Consider the following 14,483-nt stretch of genomic DNA (forward strand, 5'->3'; position numbering starts at 1 on the left):
CCGCCCATCCTCGCACTCGGCCTCCCCTCGTCGTCAGGGGGTACGTGCGGGCACCCGCCGTCCGAATCACCGACCAGCCAGTGCGCGCCTCACACTCGACGATCGGGAACTCGGCGACCGGGCGGCACGACTACTGGAACGAGGCACTTCCCGGACGCACCACCACCGCTAGGACCTTGACCCGCCCACTGCGCCGGAACTCCAGGGTGAAGGGCACCAGATCGCCCGAACGCCACTTACTGGCCGGAGCGGACACCGTCAGGTCCACCCCTTGCGGCGACATCACGACGCTCCCGCCCGCCGGTATCCCAACCGACTCGACACCGGCGCGGTAGGCCCCGTTCCCCTCGTTCATACGGTGCCGGGCGAGCGTTATGCCGCCGGGGACATCGCGCGAGGTCACCCGTATCAGTGTGTCTGCCGACCCGCCCTTGTTCTCCATACGGAAGAACGCGGCCGTCTCCGTGACTCCGGCGGACGGCAGCAGGACGCGTCCCTCGGTGACGTTCATACGTGCCGGGCTGCCCGCCTCGCCGGTGCCAATCCAGGCGGTGAGGCCCGCCAGTGCCACGCTGCACGCGGCGACGGGGACGAGGGCGGCCAGCACGCCGTCCTTCAGCCGACGCCGGTCGTAGAGGGCCGTGGTCGTCGACCTCACAGAACTGCCGCCTTCCCTGATCGTGCCCTGCGAGCACGGCCGCCGGGTGTCCGTTGCGGTTGCCAACCGCGCAGGCGCAGGCTGTTGGCCACCACGAGCACCGAGCTCACCGACATCGCGGCGGCGGCGAGCATGGGGTTGAGCAGACCCACCATGGCCAGCGGTACGGTGATGACGTTATAGCCGAAAGCCCACAACAGGTTGGCGCGAATGGTGCCGAGCGTCCGCCTGGCCAGCCCGACAGCGTCAACGAGTGCCTCGATGTCGCCGCGCACCAGAGTCAGGTCGGCTGCCCCGATGGCCACGTCCGTGCCGCTGCCCATGGCGATGCCCAGGTCGGCGCCGGCCAGCGCGGCGGCGTCGTTCACACCGTCGCCGACCACCGCGACCCGGCAGCCCTCCTCCCGCAGCCACCGGACCAGGACGGCCTTGTCCTCCGGGGAGCAGCAGACGTGCACCTCATCGATCCCGAGCGCCTCCGCCACCGCCCTCGCCGGAGCCTCGCGGTCTCCGGTGGCGAGCACCAGGCGCAAGCCCAGTCGCCGCAGCCGTTCCACGGCACGGTAGCTGCCGGGCCGCACGACGTCGCCGACGGCGATCAGCGCCACGGCCCTGCCGTCCACCCGGACCACCACGGGCGTGCACGCCTCCCCCTCAGCCGCGGCCAGAGCGTCGGCCAGCACGGGCGGCAACTCGCCCTCCGGCACGGCCACTTCGACCGTACGACCGGCCACACGCCCCGTGACGCCCCATCCCGCCGTGGCGGTGAAACCGATACAGTCCGGGAGCGGCCTCTGGCCCGCCGAGCGGCGCGCATACGCCGTGACCGCCCGCCCGATCGGGTGCTCGGAGCCCTGCTCCACCGCTCCCGCCAGGCGGACCACCTCCTCCTGCGCAGGGCCGCCGGGCACGGTGGTCACCCGGGCGACTGTCATGTGACCGGAGGTCAGGGTGCCGGTCTTGTCCAGGACGACCGTGTCCACGTGCTGGAGCGCCTCCAGCGTCTGCGGACCGCTCACCAGCACACCCAGTTGCGCCCCGCGCCCGGTGGCGGCCATCAGGGCGGTCGGGGTGGCGAGCCCCAGCGCACACGGGCAGGCCACGACGAGTACGGCCACGCAGGCGGTGAGCGCCGCCTGCGGGTCGGCGCCGGCGCCTAGCCAGAACCCGAGGACGGTCACCGCGATCGTCAGCACCACCGGCACGAAGACCCCGGCCACCGTGTCGGCCAGGCGCTGCGCCCGTGCCTTGCCCGCCTGCGCCTCGGTGACCAAGCGGGTGATCCGCGCCAGCCGGGTGTCCACACCGACGGCCGTCGCCCGTACGAGCAGCAGTCCGCCGGCGTTGACGGCCCCGCCGACCAGCGTCGAACCGGGGCCGACCTCGACCGGCTCACTCTCGCCGGTCACCAGAGACAGGTCCACGGCCGAACTGCCCTCCGCCACCTGCCCATCGGTGGCGACACGCTCCCCCGGACGCACGACGAAGACCTGCCCGACCCTCAACTGCCCGATGGGGACGGACCGCTCGCCGTGCTCGTCGCGGACGGACACCTCCTTGGCCGCCAGGTCCGCCAGCGCCCGCAGGGCCGTCCCGGTCCGCCGGCGCGCCCGCGCCTCCAAGTACCGTCCGGTCAGCACGAACAGAGGCACGCTCACCGCCGCTTCCAGATAGACGTGCGCAGTGCCGTCCGACGCGGACGGCAGCAGACTGAACGGCATCCGCATCCCCGGTTCGCCCGCTCCGCCGAGGAACAGCGCGTACGCCGACCAGGAGAAGGACGCCACCACTCCCAGACAGACCAGTGTGTCCATGGTGGCCGCGGAGTGGCGCAGCCCGCGTAGCGCGCGCTCGTGGAAGGGCCAGGCGCTCCACACCGCCACGGGGGCGGCCAGCGCGAAGCACAGCCACTGCCAGTTGCGGAACTGGAGGTCGGGCACCATCGACAGCACCAGTACGGGGGCGGCGAGCAGTGCGGTGATGAGAAGCCGTTCGCGCTCCTGCCGGGTGGCGGTCTCGGTGCCGTCCGGGTCGGCGTCCGCCGTCCGCTCGTCCTCTTGGACGGGCGGTACGGGCAGGGCAGCCTGGTAGCCGGCCTGTTCGACCGTGGTGACGAGTTCCTCCGGCGCGATGGCCGCCGGGTGACTGACCCGAGCAGTTCCGGTGGCGAGGTTCACGGTGGCCGTGACGCCGTCCAGCTTGGTGAGCTTCTTCTCCACCCGCCGCACACAGGCCGCGCAGGTCATTCCGCCGACGGTCAGGTCCGTGACCACGAGACCGGTCACCGCTTCACCCGCCGTCACTGCCCACTCCCGTACGTCATCCGCGGCATGTTCTGCATGCTCTTGTCCGTCCCGGGCATCTCCTCCATGCCGCCACCACTGCCGTCTCCACCGTCTCCGCTTTCGACGCTCCCGGTCCCGTGAATGCCGGGTGCCACCGGCCCGGCAGCCGATCCGACGGCGTAGGACACTGAGAACACGAGGACGAGCAGCAGCAGGAAACCGCACCACGCCGGGGGCGGCAGCAGCCTGCGGGCGATCACGCCGACAGGGTGGGACGGTTGTCGGATCTCGGCCATGCTCGACCTTCCTGGTCGCGTCGAACCGTCATACAACGGACATCACTTGAAGCCGTACCGTTGCAGGAGTCGGCCAGTTGGAACGCTGAGTTCCCGCGCCGAAGCGTGACGTGCGACACATGAGAGGCATTGGTCTTCGCGTGGTGCGTGTCAATGTCCGGCTGCGTCAGGTCACCGCACCGGACCTCGCGGCGATCTCCGGTTACGGCTGCGGCGTATAGGGCCGCCCGAGGTTCGAGGCGGCGGAGGTCGACCTGCCGGAGGGCAGCCTGCTCGCCCTCTACGCCGACGGCCTGATTGGAGCCCGCGACCACGACGCCGAGACCGGCCTCGCGCTCCTGCGCCACACACTCAATGAAACCCCCAGAGATCCGCGGCGACGCAACGGGCGTCGGCCGATTCGTTGTCCTCAGCACTGATGCCGACTATGAGCAGGAGCTGCTCGTTGGGGGTGTGTGCGGTCTCATCGGCAACATAGAAGTGTCTGTGTCCGGAGCTCTCGACCACCCTGCACCCGATCTTGGCCGCCCGGTCCACCCCGCTCGCCCGGCCGGTGATCGGTACGGTCCGCCCGCGCCGCGGCAAGGGCGCCGATGTCCGCGGCGCGAAAAGCCGTCGCCCAGGCCCTGGCCATCGCGAAGGACGCGGGCGGAACCGGAATCCGGATGGTGCGGGCGGACAACCTGTTCTGCACCGCCGACGTGGTCTCCGCCTGCCACACAGCCGGTGCCCACTTCTCCCTGACCACGGGCCTGAACCCCTCCATCGCCGCCGCGATCGGCCGCATCACCGAAGACGCCTGGGTCTCGATCCACTAACCCGAGGCCATCGTGGATCCCGACACCGGCGAAATGGTCTCCGCCGTCGAGGTCGCCGAGACCGAGTACACCGCGTTCACCGGACGCAAGAAAGCCGAGCAGATCACCGCCCGACTGATCGTGCGCCGGGTGCGACGCCTGAACACGCGAGTAGCCACCAGACAGGGCGAGTTGTTCGACTTCTGGCGCTACCACCCCGTTTTCACCAACAGCCCTTCGGCATGCTTCAGGCCGAACTGCACCACAGGCAACATGCCGTCGTGGAACAGGCGATCGCGACGGGAAGTCCTCCGCGCTCGCCTACCTGCACTCGGGAAACTTCCAGGCGAATGCCGCCTGACTGACCCTGCGGGCCATGCCGCACAATCTGCTGCTGGCCGCCGGCGCCCTGGCCTCGGCCTTTCACGCCAAGGCCCCCACCGCCACACTCTGCGCCCACCTGATCCACGTCTCTGCCCGACTCGCCCGCACCGCGAAGATCAAACTGCCCGCCCACCCTGCCCGCCAACTGGCCGTGGCAGCACGCCCACCAGGACTTGTTCGAAGCCGTCCACCACTCGTCATCAACACCTTGACGGCCTCTGTCTACACCGCACTCTGACGGCCGCCCGGCCACCGGCGACACCGCCACGACCCAGCCCCGACCCGAAAGACACCTCGGACAGGCCACGACCCGAGCGCGGCGGACACTGCACGCCCGCGAACTCATGGCCCCACCCCACCATCAGCCCTCGGCGAGAAAGCGGACTTCGGAAACATCAGCCGGTGGATCGGGGTTCAGTGACTCCTGTGGCTGGGGGAAACCCGCGATGACACCGCTGTAGCTGATGGTGCCTTCGTTGATCTAGTGGGCGTGCACGACCACGATCCCGCCCAGCAGCTCGCCGGCAAGCGCTGTGGCCGTGGGGGATACCCCCGCCACCCGGCACATCAGCTCAAGCCCGTAAAGTCTGGCCCAGGTGGCCGCGTTCCAGGAGCCCATGTCGGCCAGCGCTGCCGCTACTTCGGCCACCTTGACGCCCTTACGGCGCGTCGGCTTATCGCGCAAGTGGGCAACAAGTGCCCCATTACGGTGCACGACGAAGTCTGACTCCATATCATCGCGACGAGCGGGGCCATCGGCGCGCACACGGGTGATGTGACAGTTGGTCACGGCCAGCGTCCCTGCCGACAACTCCGGCCTGGGCGGGCCCATCCGCCAGTCACCGGCCAGCACCAGCGTGTGCGGGCCCAGCGCGACAGCAGCGACAGTGACCGCCTCGGCACCGGCTGGGTGCCGGTCGCGGCAGGCAGCCAGCTGCGCCCAGGTTCCACGGGTGAGCGCGTCACCCGCGAGGCCTAGCCGGCGCAGCGCCTCGGCAGGTCCGAGATCGCGCACGACCGTCGCGCAGTAGCCCCCCTCGCCTGTCAGGGAATCCACCCACGCTTCCAGCTGATGCTGGCACGACACAGGTGGCTGCTGTGGCGGGGCGGCCTCGGACAGGCCGCCCCGGGCTGTGGTCCACACCACTGTGCGATCGCCGCCGCGCAATTGCGCCTGACCCCTGACCACGACCAGCTCATGTCCTGGGCCGGCTATCTCGCTGACCACCGTTCCGTCGGGGTAGCGCATCTGCAGCATCCCGTCCTCGTCGAGGACGAGATACATCCGGGCCTGGGCCTCGGCGTCTCGCGGGTGAACCACCCCATGCTTATCCATCACGTTGAGCTGGCCCTGCTCGTAGGCGTGGTTCCACTTCAGCTCGCCATACGTATCGAGCACCGCTACCCACGAACCATCGGCAATCAGAACGGTACTGCCGTCGTCGCTGGTCAGGCTCTGATGCCGTAGTCTCTCGCCGCGCCGTAGCACCGCCCTTCGCCCTGGCTGCGGGGCGGCCACTGGTACGGTCGCCGCCCCGGTGGTCCAGACCACCCGGCTGTCGTCATCCACCAGCACAGCCTCGCCGCTGTCCCGCACCTCCAGCCGCTGTGCGCCGGACCTGGCTGTGCCACTCGTCCACACCGGCCGCCGGCCGCCGCCCCAAGCCACCAGATCGCCATCCAGGCCCAGAGCCAGGCAAGAAGACCGCCCGACCGGGGCGGACCACACCGGCCGACCCAGCGTGTTCTCATACAGAACCACCCCGGAGCCCATAGTATGAAGCAGGGAGTAGCCACCCGAAGACGAGGTGAGCGACTGGCACCTCAGCACCCCGCCCCGCGCCAGCCAAGAACCACCATGCCCCGGCGGCAACTTTGCATCCGCATCAACCGTCACAGACAGATCCTTAAACTTGTCCTACCTTCCAAGCGTGGGCCTGAGGCGGTCATTCGTAAGATCGTCGGGCTCCGGGCTTCTGGGTCTGGCTGTGAGCTTGTCGCCACTCGATGGCTCACGCTGATCGATTGCGGGTATGGTCTCACCCGGACGTGATCAGTCGATGTCCGGATCATCGGCCTCTTCCAGGAGACGGGCCGCGAGGTCGTCGGCCCACTCCACAGCCCAAGTGCGAAGCGCGGTGACGGTGGCGTCATCGAGGCCGTAGGCGGCGAAGGCTTCGTCGTCCGTCCACTCGGCGCCGGTGAGGTTCGACTGCAGATCCTCGTGCTCGAAGCGGCCGCGGGAGTGGCGGCGGCCGAACTCCTCGAGCTCGGCATTGCTCCAGCGGCGGGATGCTGCGAACACGTCGATCAGGTCGCGGGGTGCTCCGCGGTCGGCGAGGGCGCGGACCTTGGTCCCAATCACGTCCTCCTCCGCGAGGATGGGCCCGTATGGGCTATTGGCGACCGGCCGCCAGAAGATCTCCTTGAGGATGTCGACTTCGCATTCTTGCCCGGTGGCCGGGTCGGTCACGGTGAAGCGGGCGGACAGCGGGGCGGTCTCGAGCGCGTGCACCTGCCAGCCGCGGGCTTCCAGGCCGACGCGGAGTGTGGCGGCGATGTCGGCCATGGGCGCCGGGTTTTCGGTGGCGACGTCGAGGTCTTGACTGGGGCGGTTTACGAGGCGGTGCGCCCGCACGGCGTATCCACCGGTGAGGACTAGTGGATACGGGGAACCGAGCGCCATCACATCTGCCAGGAGCCGCGTGTGCAGCTCCGGCATGTCCGTCACGCGGCTGCCCGGGTACGGGCGGCGAGCTGGGGGAAGTCGTCCTCCCACACGGTGCGCACGGTGCGACCGACGAGTGTGCGCAGCACCGGCCACAGATGGAGAAGCATGTCCCGGTTGAGGTAGCGGGGCAGGTCGTCACGCAGGCCCTCGTGCAGGACGGTGCGGTACAAGCCCATGCGCTGGCGAGGCTTGCCTAGGTCGTACGACGTCATCCCGGACCAGGCCATGTGCAGCGGTAGCTCCACGACACCATGAGTCGGCCCTTGCAGCTGGTCCAGCGACTGTGGAAGACGAAGCCGGAACTTCTCCCGGTACAGCGCGAGGTCCTCGGCATCCGCGCCCGAGAGGTCTCTCGGTGCCGGGGCGCGATGCTGTGAGCTGGAAGCCATGAGCCCATTATGGCGGTTGAAGAAGCGGCGCGGGGCATGGGAGCGAGCCGATAGCTGGAGTGAGCAAGAAGGAGCCAGCAGGGGGCTGATCGTGGCAGCTCGGCTGGTGTGCTCGACCTGTATGCCAAGGTTACCGCGTGGAGCGTGTCGCAGGCTTGCGCCCCGTGCCTCACTGCGGGCTTCACGCGGCGGCGCACGGGTGAGGAGCACTCTGCCGCGAGTTCGTGAGGCGGCTGGGGGAAACGTCTTGATGCTCGTTCGACGCTGATTCTGACGGAGTATCACGACGCTTGCTCAGTCGGCGGTCGCCCAAGTCGCAGATCTTGGTCGGTTCCGAAGTTTTGATCCTCGGCGGCTGCGCGCGCTGGGGCAGCCGCAGCGACGCCTTCCACCAGCCCGGCGTGGCAATCGGCGGCAAGACCAGCATCCGGGAGCGGTCCGCTTCGAGCCGGTCCGCCGGGCGGGCCTGCAAAGTGCGGTGGATGCGCCGGCTCGCCCTGGTCAGCCAGTCTGCAAGCTGGATGTTGAAGTCCGCCGGCGAGGTAAACACTCGGCCGGGAAGGAACGAAGTTCCCAGAATGAGGCCTTCCTCGGCCTCGCCGTCTGCCTGATCATGCACCGCCACGTCCAGCGGCTTTGTTAGGGCCAGTAAGCCATCGCCGCCAAATCAGCGCCGACACGGTAGCTGTCCCGGAGTCGGTCGGTGCGCACCCCCGGGTCTTTGCACAGCCAGCCACTCGCTCCGGCCAGAGTGTGGCCGTCCGGGCTGAACGGGAGGTATAGCGGAGCTCCTGGCCCTCGGCTTGATTTTGGTGCGCTCCATGCGGCTGATTGCGACGTCGAGCAGCGGGGACCGGGCGCACTCGCAGCCTCAGCGCCAGTCGGGTGCCCCTGAGACGGGCGGAAGGTGAGTTTCGATCTTCGCTCGTGTCTCCCGCATCACGGAGACGATGTGGACCTCGTGTTCCCGGGTGAGCCGGGCCACCGGAACCGAGCAGCTGATGGCGTCGGTGGCGGGTGTGTCGTACCTCAGAGCGAAGCCGAAGCCGGCGATACCGGTCACCGTCTCTTCGCGGTCGATGGAATAGCCGCGCTCGCGCACCTGGGCCAGGTCGTCGAGCAGTGCGGCACGGTCGGTGTGAGTGTTCCCTGTGAGGGCGGTCAACGGCCTGTCCGCCATAGGTAGTTCGTCGTCGGCGCGCTCGGCGAGCAGCGCTTTGCCGAGGGCTCCGGCATGGGCCGGGACGCGACGGCCGACCCGGCTGATGGTGCGCAGGTACTCATGGGACTCACGGGTGACGAGGTAGACGACGTCCGGGCCGTCGAGCCGTGCCATGTGGATCGTCTCGCCGAGCGTGTCCGAGGCCTCGTCGAGGTAAGGGCGGACCGCACGGATGCGCCGGTCGCCGTCAAGATAGCTGGTGCCGGTGAGCAGCGCGCGGATCCCGATGCCGTAGAGGGAGCCGGTGGCGTCGGTGCGGACCCAGCCGCAGTCGACGAGGGTGCGGAGCAGCTGGTACATGCTGCTGCGTGGCACGCCCAGATCCTCCGCGAGCTCGTCCAGGCGCGAGGGCTGCTCGCCCCGCGCGGCGAGCAGTTCCAGCAGCGCGACGGTCCGGGCCGCCGACTTCACGCCGCGGACACCTCTCCCCTCCGACATGGCCCCATCGTAATTCCGCAGCAAACCGTGTCTGCACGCCCATTGACCCGTCCTGTTCACCAATTTAATCTGCATCTGCATACATGGACGGCATCTGCATACAGGGATGGAGCTCATGGCAGAGATCAGCGCGGAGGTCGCAGAAGCCACCCAGCGGCTCCGTGACGGAATGGCAAACGGGGTGCTGTCCTTCCCCCTCACGAGCTTCCGGGACGACGGCAGCCTCGACCTGGACGCGTACAGGGCGTACCTGGCCGACAGGTTGGCCACAGCACCCGGCGCGGTGTTCCCGGCCTGCGGGACCGGAGAGTTCTTCTCGCTGGACGAGGACGAGTACCGGGCGGTTGTACGGACCACGGTCGAGATCGCCGACGGGCGGTTGCCGGTGGTCGCAGGCATCGGCTACGGCTGGGCGCAGGCGCTGCGGTTCGCCCGGATCGCGGAGGAAGCCGGTGCCGACGCCGCGCTGGTACTGCCGCATTACCTGGTCGGGGCCCCGCAGGACGGTCTGGTGGAGCAGTTGAGCCGGATCGCCGCCGGGACTCGGCTGCCACTCATCGCCTACCAGCGCGGCCAGGTCTCCTTCACCGCCGACGGCCTGCGCCGGATCGCGCGGATCCCCACCGTCGTCGGCCTGAAGGACGGACACAGCGACCTCGACCGGCTCCAACGCCTCACGCTCGCCGCGCCCGACGGCTTCCTCTTCTTCAACGGCGCCGCCACCGCTGAGCTTCAGGCCCGTGCGTACGCCGCCGTCGGCGTCCCCGCGTACTCATCCGCGGTCCACGCCTTCGCGCCCGAGATCGCGAACGCCTTCTTCGCCGCTCTGCGGGACGGGGACGACGCGGGCGTGACCAGGCTCCTGCGCGAGTTCTACGTTCCGCTGGTCGAACTGCGCGACCGGGTGCCGGGCTACGCCGTCTCCCTGGTCAAGGCCGCCGCCCGGCTGCGTGGCCTCCCGCTCGGTCCGGTGCGCGCCCCGCTCACCGACCCCGGCCCGGTCGACCTCGCCGACCTGGAGAAGGTGCTGGATCACGGCCTGAGCCTGGTCGGCGCCGCACGCCGATCCGCTTGACGATCCTGCACCCGACGAACCCGCGGGTGCCCGTCGTGTTCGCCTGGTAACCCCCTACAGCCTGGACCGGAGCAGGCTCAGGCCAGTACCCACCCCGTCTCTCCTCGCTACCCCCACGCGCGGTACGGCCACAGCCGCCGCCCTCATCACCCCCAGTACCACGCGCCAGCGCCCTACCGCTCCTCCGGACGTGCGGCCGATCACGCCGTACACCGATCGGACCGTGCGCCGAGCCGGCGGAGCCTCCGACTGCTCACTCAACAGTTCAAAGGGGAACTGCCATGCCTCTGCTCGTAGTCGGGATCAGTGTTCTGAGTCTGCTTCTCCTCATGACCAGGCTGAGGCTCAACGGCTTCGCAGCCCTCCTGCTCGTGGCGGTCGGCGTCGCACTGGTCCGTGGAATTCCCGTGGCGAGCATCCCGGATGTCCTCTCCGAAGGCATCGGGGACCAGATCGGCGACACCATGCTCACCATAGGACTGGGCGCCATGGTCGGCCGCGTCATGGGGGACTCCGGCGCCGCACAGCGGATAGCCTGCACGCTCCTCCACGCCTTCGGCCCCCGGCGGGTTCAGGTGGCCATGGTGATCACGTCCATGCTGATCGGCGTGACCATGTTCTACGAGGTCGCTTTCATCATCATCGTGCCCATCGCGTTCACCCTGGTCAGGGTCACCGGATCGAAGCTGTTGTGGGTCGGCCTGCCGATGTCCATCGCCCTGTCCACCATGCACAGCTTCCTGCCGCCGCACCCCGGCCCCACCGCCGTCGCCGCGACCTTCCACGCCTCCGTCGGGCTGACGCTGTTCTACGGCCTGTTCATCGCCGTTCCCCTCGGTACGCTAATCGCCCTCACCTGGCCTCGCCTTCCGTTCATCAAGGCGATGACCCCGTCCATCCCCAAGGGCCTGGTCAGCGAGCGCGAGTTCACCGACGAGGAAATGCCAGGCCTGGGCTGGTCGTTGTTCGTGTCGCTGTTCCCCGTGGTGCTGATCGTCGCCGCCGCCGTGACCGACATGGCCACCGCCGAGAGCCCGTTCCTGCACGTCATCACCTTCATCGGCTCGGCACCGATCGCGCTGCTGCTGACGCTGTGTCTGGCGGTCTGGGCGTTCGGTCCGCGGATCGGCCGGAGTCTGGACGACGTCGGCGCCTCCTGCACCTCGGCGGCCCAGGCGATGGCGATGATCCTCCTGGTGATCGGTGCCGGCGGGGCCTTCAAGAACGTCCTCGTCGAAGGAGGGATCTCGGACTACATCAAGGACGCCACCGAGGGCTGGTCCATCTCGCCGATCGTCCTCGCCTGGGTCATCGCCGTCATCCTCCGCGTAGCGCTCGGATCGGCCACGGTTGCCGTCGTCACGGCCTCCGGCGTGGTGCTGCCGCTCCTGGCGGGCAGCGGGGTCCACCCGGAGATGATGGTTCTTGCGGTCGCCTGCGGTTCCATCGCCTGCTCCCATGTCAACGACCCGGGATTCTGGCTGTTCAAGGAGTACTTCAACCTCTCCGTCATCGAAGCGATCAAGGTCCGTACCACCTATACGACGGTGCTCGCCGTCCTCGGCCTGGGTGCCGTCCTGGTGGCCGAGCGGACCCTCGACGTCCTCAACCTCTGAACCCGCCAGCCTCCTGGACCCGGAAACATCCGACCCACCGCACCACCTCACCGCAGAAGGACACCCGATGAGCAGCGGACAGCCGACCGTCACGTCGTTCTCCGTCTACCCGGTCGCCGGCCGGGACAGCATGGAGCTGAACCTTTCCGGCGCACACGGCCCCTACTTCACCCGCAACGTCGTCGTCCTCACCGACTCCGAGGGACGTACCGGACTCGGGGAAGTACCCGGCGGGGAAAAGATCACGCAGACGCTGCGAGACGCCGAGTCCCTGGTCGTCGGCGCGAAGGTGGGCGACTACAAGCGCGTCCTGCGCATGATCGGCGACCGGTTCGCCGATCGAGACGCCGGTGGACGGGGTGCCCAGACCTTCGACCTGCGGACCACTGTCCACACCGTCACCGCCGTCGAGTCGGCGCTGCTCGATCTCCTCGGACAGCACCTCGACGTGCCCGTCGCGGCGCTCCTGGGAGATGGTCAACAGCGGAATTCCGTAAAGGTGTTGGGCTACCTCTTCTACGTCGGCGACCCGGACGCGACCGACCTGGAGTACGTCCGCGAACCCGACTCTCCTGTGGAGTGGTACCGGGTCCGGCACGAGGAGGCCCTGTCGCCGGAAGCGATCGTCCGTCAGGCTGAAGCGGCCTACGACCTCTACGGATTCCGGGACTTCAAGCTCAAGGGGGGCGTCCTGGAGGGCGCCGAGGAGGTCATGGCCGTACGCGCCCTCAAGAACCGTTTCCCCGAGGCCCGGATCACCCTCGACCCGAACGGCGCGTGGTCACTGCGCGAGGCGATCGAGCTGTGCCGGCCCCTGGTCGGCACGCTCGCCTACGCCGAGGACCCCTGCGGAGCCGAAGGCGGCTACTCCGGACGGGAGATCCTCGCCGAGTTCCGGCGCAACACCGGCCTTCCCACCGCAACCAACATGATCGCCACCGACTGGCGTCAGATGACCCACGCCCTGGCCCTCCAGTCGGTCTCCATCCCGCTGGCCGACCCGCACTTCTGGACCATGCAGGGCTCTGTGCGCGTAGCGCAGCTGTGCAACGCGATGGGCCTGACCTGGGGCTGCCACTCCAACAACCACTTCGACATCTCCCTGGCCATGGTGACCCACTGCGGTGCTGCGGCACCGGGTGAGTACAACGCCCTGGACACACACTGGATCTGGCAGGAGGGACTGGAACGGCTCACCACCGCCCCACCGCGCATCGATGCCGGTGAGATCGCCGTCCCGGACGCCCCGGGGTTGGGCGTCCACCTCGACACGGACCGGCTCCTCGCGGCCCACGAGCTCTACCGGGAGAAGGCATTGGGGGCACGCGACGATGCCGTCACCATGCAATACCTGATCCCTGACTGGGAATTCAACGCCAAGCGCCCCTGCCTGGTGCGGTAGACGACTGTCTGAGTGCCCTGCTCTCTTCCGCCCATGGTGTGCGCGACGCCAGAACGATCGTCTCGTCCGCCAAGGCCGCCTCGACGGGCGCCGCACCGACAGCAGTATGGTCACCCGCCGTCACGAAAAGCTGGGTCGACACCGGCTTCAAGAATGCCGTCGTCGAGCACGGCGCCACCCTCGGAATCGACGTCGAGGTCGTCAACAGAAACCCCGAGAAGCGCGGCTTCCACGTCGTGAAAAGGCGCTGGGTGGTAGGGCGCAGCATTGGATGGATCATGCTGCACCGGCGTCTCGCCCGCGACTACGAGACCCTCACCACCAGCTCCGCAGCCATGATCCACGTCGCCTCGATCGACAACCTCGCCAAGCGGATAACGGACGAGACCACCCCCACCTGGCGAGGAACTTACTAGAAGATAAGGGGCAATCTTTTTAGATCAAACGCCCTCTGAACGAGCGTCTCATCCTGACTTTCGGCTGGCGCCCCCGGACCTTCCCTCCCGCCCCGCCTGGTCACCCGACGGACACTGGATCAGATGCACTGGACTTCCACTTCGAATGGGACACCAGCAGTGGCTGGGCCCTGGCTGTAGTAGTCCGTGGAGCCGAGCTGGTCCCCCCTGGGTGGGAGTTGGCCTCACGCCAGTACCCGAGAAGGTCGCCGATTTCTTCCTTGCCGGCGTTATGGACTTCCGCAACGCTGGCAGCAAGGACTGTTCCCGCTACCGCCGGACTGGTGACGACCTCGACGGCCTGGCCGAACGGCTCGCTCCGTTCCACGAGAAGACCTCGTTCGAATGACCCTTTCAGTCACCCCCCGCAACGCCGTCGCGGAGCGCTTGGCCGTCAACGCCGTACTCCACGACGGCAAGGACGCGATCCTCTCCGTCCCCGTACGTGCCGGAGAGCTTGCTGCCCTCCAGTATCTGGTCTACATCGCCGGCATGGGCGATGACCTCCGAGAAGTAGCCATATTGCTCATCGCAGACCTCACGACTCGCGCCGTCCCTACAGCCGACAAGAACCACGCCCAGGTCGTCATCGCTCACAGCGCCGGAACGGAGCAGGCGAAACAGGTGGGTCTCCCACAAAAGCGTGGCTGGGCGAGAAGTGGGCCATGAAGGGATGGAGGCTGCCTACGGCACCTCGGTGCCACAGACGTGGCCGCCGACTGGGATGCCGCCGAA

Annotated in this window: 15 protein-coding genes and 1 pseudogene; 7 read left to right on the plus strand and 9 right to left on the minus strand. The window is 68.5% G+C overall.

The features are described from left to right. Positions 1-130: 130 nt before the first annotated feature. From AQJ54_RS39680 to AQJ54_RS39690, 3 genes are read right to left on the minus strand one after another with little or no spacing between them, the layout of a single operon-like run. On the minus strand, positions 131-658 hold the full coding sequence (locus AQJ54_RS39680; protein ID WP_062246058.1) for a copper chaperone PCu(A)C: 528 nt from the start codon (positions 656-658) through the stop codon (positions 131-133). After that, positions 655-2,961, minus strand: coding sequence for a heavy metal translocating P-type ATPase (locus tag AQJ54_RS39685; protein WP_346265480.1), 2,307 nt, complete (start codon positions 2,959-2,961; stop codon positions 655-657). The genes AQJ54_RS39680 and AQJ54_RS39685 overlap by 4 nt, the downstream gene beginning before the upstream one ends. After that, on the minus strand, positions 2,958-3,239 hold the full coding sequence (locus AQJ54_RS39690) for a hypothetical protein (protein WP_062246059.1): 282 nt from the start codon (positions 3,237-3,239) through the stop codon (positions 2,958-2,960). The genes AQJ54_RS39685 and AQJ54_RS39690 overlap by 4 nt, the downstream gene beginning before the upstream one ends. Before the next feature lie 269 nt (positions 3,240-3,508). On the opposite strand from AQJ54_RS39690, the gene AQJ54_RS47895 reads away from it, so the two are divergent. The 3 genes from AQJ54_RS47895 (at position 3,509) to AQJ54_RS45895 (ending at position 4,658) form a co-directional block, all read left to right on the plus strand. Continuing rightward, a complete protein-coding gene (locus tag AQJ54_RS47895; protein ID WP_428843822.1) occupies positions 3,509-3,658 on the plus strand; it encodes a hypothetical protein in 150 nt (49 codons plus the stop codon). A gap of 174 nt (positions 3,659-3,832) precedes the next feature. Then, positions 3,833-4,057 (plus strand): hypothetical protein, encoded by a 225-nt coding sequence (locus tag AQJ54_RS39700; protein ID WP_062246062.1) that lies wholly within the window; start codon positions 3,833-3,835, stop codon positions 4,055-4,057. Positions 4,058-4,412: 355 nt separating this feature from the next. After that, entirely contained in the window at positions 4,413-4,658 is a 246-nt protein-coding gene (locus AQJ54_RS45895; protein ID WP_159055615.1) for a hypothetical protein, read from the plus strand. Between the two features lie 243 nt (positions 4,659-4,901). Here the strand turns inward: AQJ54_RS45895 and AQJ54_RS39705 are convergent, their stop codons facing one another. The 5 genes from AQJ54_RS39705 to AQJ54_RS39720 all read right to left on the minus strand — a co-directional run bounded on the left by AQJ54_RS39705 (position 4,902) and on the right by AQJ54_RS39720 (position 9,200). Next, a complete protein-coding gene (locus AQJ54_RS39705) occupies positions 4,902-6,182 on the minus strand; it encodes a hypothetical protein (RefSeq protein ID WP_159055616.1) in 1,281 nt (426 codons plus the stop codon). 291 nt (positions 6,183-6,473) lie between these two features. Then, positions 6,474-7,142, minus strand: a complete 669-nt coding sequence (locus AQJ54_RS39710; RefSeq protein ID WP_062246064.1) for a nucleotidyl transferase AbiEii/AbiGii toxin family protein — start codon at positions 7,140-7,142, stop codon at positions 6,474-6,476. A gap of 5 nt (positions 7,143-7,147) precedes the next feature. After that, positions 7,148-7,540 carry a hypothetical protein gene (locus tag AQJ54_RS39715; RefSeq protein WP_062246065.1) on the minus strand — a complete coding sequence of 131 codons (393 nt, stop codon included), beginning with the start codon at positions 7,538-7,540 and terminating at the stop codon, positions 7,148-7,150. A gap of 181 nt (positions 7,541-7,721) precedes the next feature. After that, a complete protein-coding gene (locus AQJ54_RS47900) occupies positions 7,722-8,159 on the minus strand; it encodes a hypothetical protein (protein WP_211278635.1) in 438 nt (145 codons plus the stop codon). Positions 8,160-8,411: 252 nt separating this feature from the next. Further along, positions 8,412-9,200, minus strand: coding sequence for an IclR family transcriptional regulator (locus AQJ54_RS39720; protein ID WP_062246067.1), 789 nt, complete (start codon positions 9,198-9,200; stop codon positions 8,412-8,414). A 115-nt stretch (positions 9,201-9,315) separates the two neighbouring features. Between AQJ54_RS39720 and AQJ54_RS39725 the strand changes: the two genes are divergently transcribed. The 4 genes and pseudogenes from AQJ54_RS39725 to AQJ54_RS39740 form a co-directional block, all read left to right on the plus strand. Then, positions 9,316-10,275: a 5-dehydro-4-deoxyglucarate dehydratase gene (locus AQJ54_RS39725; protein ID WP_062246140.1), complete on the plus strand. Its 960-nt coding sequence runs from the start codon at positions 9,316-9,318 to the stop codon at positions 10,273-10,275. A gap of 281 nt (positions 10,276-10,556) precedes the next feature. Further along, positions 10,557-11,891: a gluconate:H+ symporter gene (locus AQJ54_RS39730; RefSeq protein WP_062246069.1), complete on the plus strand. Its 1,335-nt coding sequence runs from the start codon at positions 10,557-10,559 to the stop codon at positions 11,889-11,891. Positions 11,892-11,958: 67 nt separating this feature from the next. Continuing rightward, positions 11,959-13,293 carry an enolase C-terminal domain-like protein gene (locus AQJ54_RS39735; RefSeq protein WP_062246071.1) on the plus strand — a complete coding sequence of 445 codons (1,335 nt, stop codon included), beginning with the start codon at positions 11,959-11,961 and terminating at the stop codon, positions 13,291-13,293. 113 nt (positions 13,294-13,406) lie between these two features. After that, positions 13,407-13,709, plus strand: a pseudogene (locus AQJ54_RS39740) (transposase); the annotation flags it as partial. Positions 13,710-14,102: 393 nt separating this feature from the next. On the opposite strand, the gene AQJ54_RS39745 reads toward AQJ54_RS39740, so the two are convergent. Next, the gene (locus AQJ54_RS39745) at positions 14,103-14,345 is read right to left on the minus strand and encodes a hypothetical protein (protein ID WP_062246073.1); all 243 of its coding nucleotides are present in this window, start codon (positions 14,343-14,345) and stop codon (positions 14,103-14,105) included. Between the last annotated feature and the right edge of the window lie 138 nt (positions 14,346-14,483).

The sequence above is a fragment of the Streptomyces griseorubiginosus genome (assembly GCF_001514195.1).
Classification (GTDB): Bacteria; Actinomycetota; Actinomycetes; order Streptomycetales; family Streptomycetaceae; genus Streptomyces; species Streptomyces griseorubiginosus.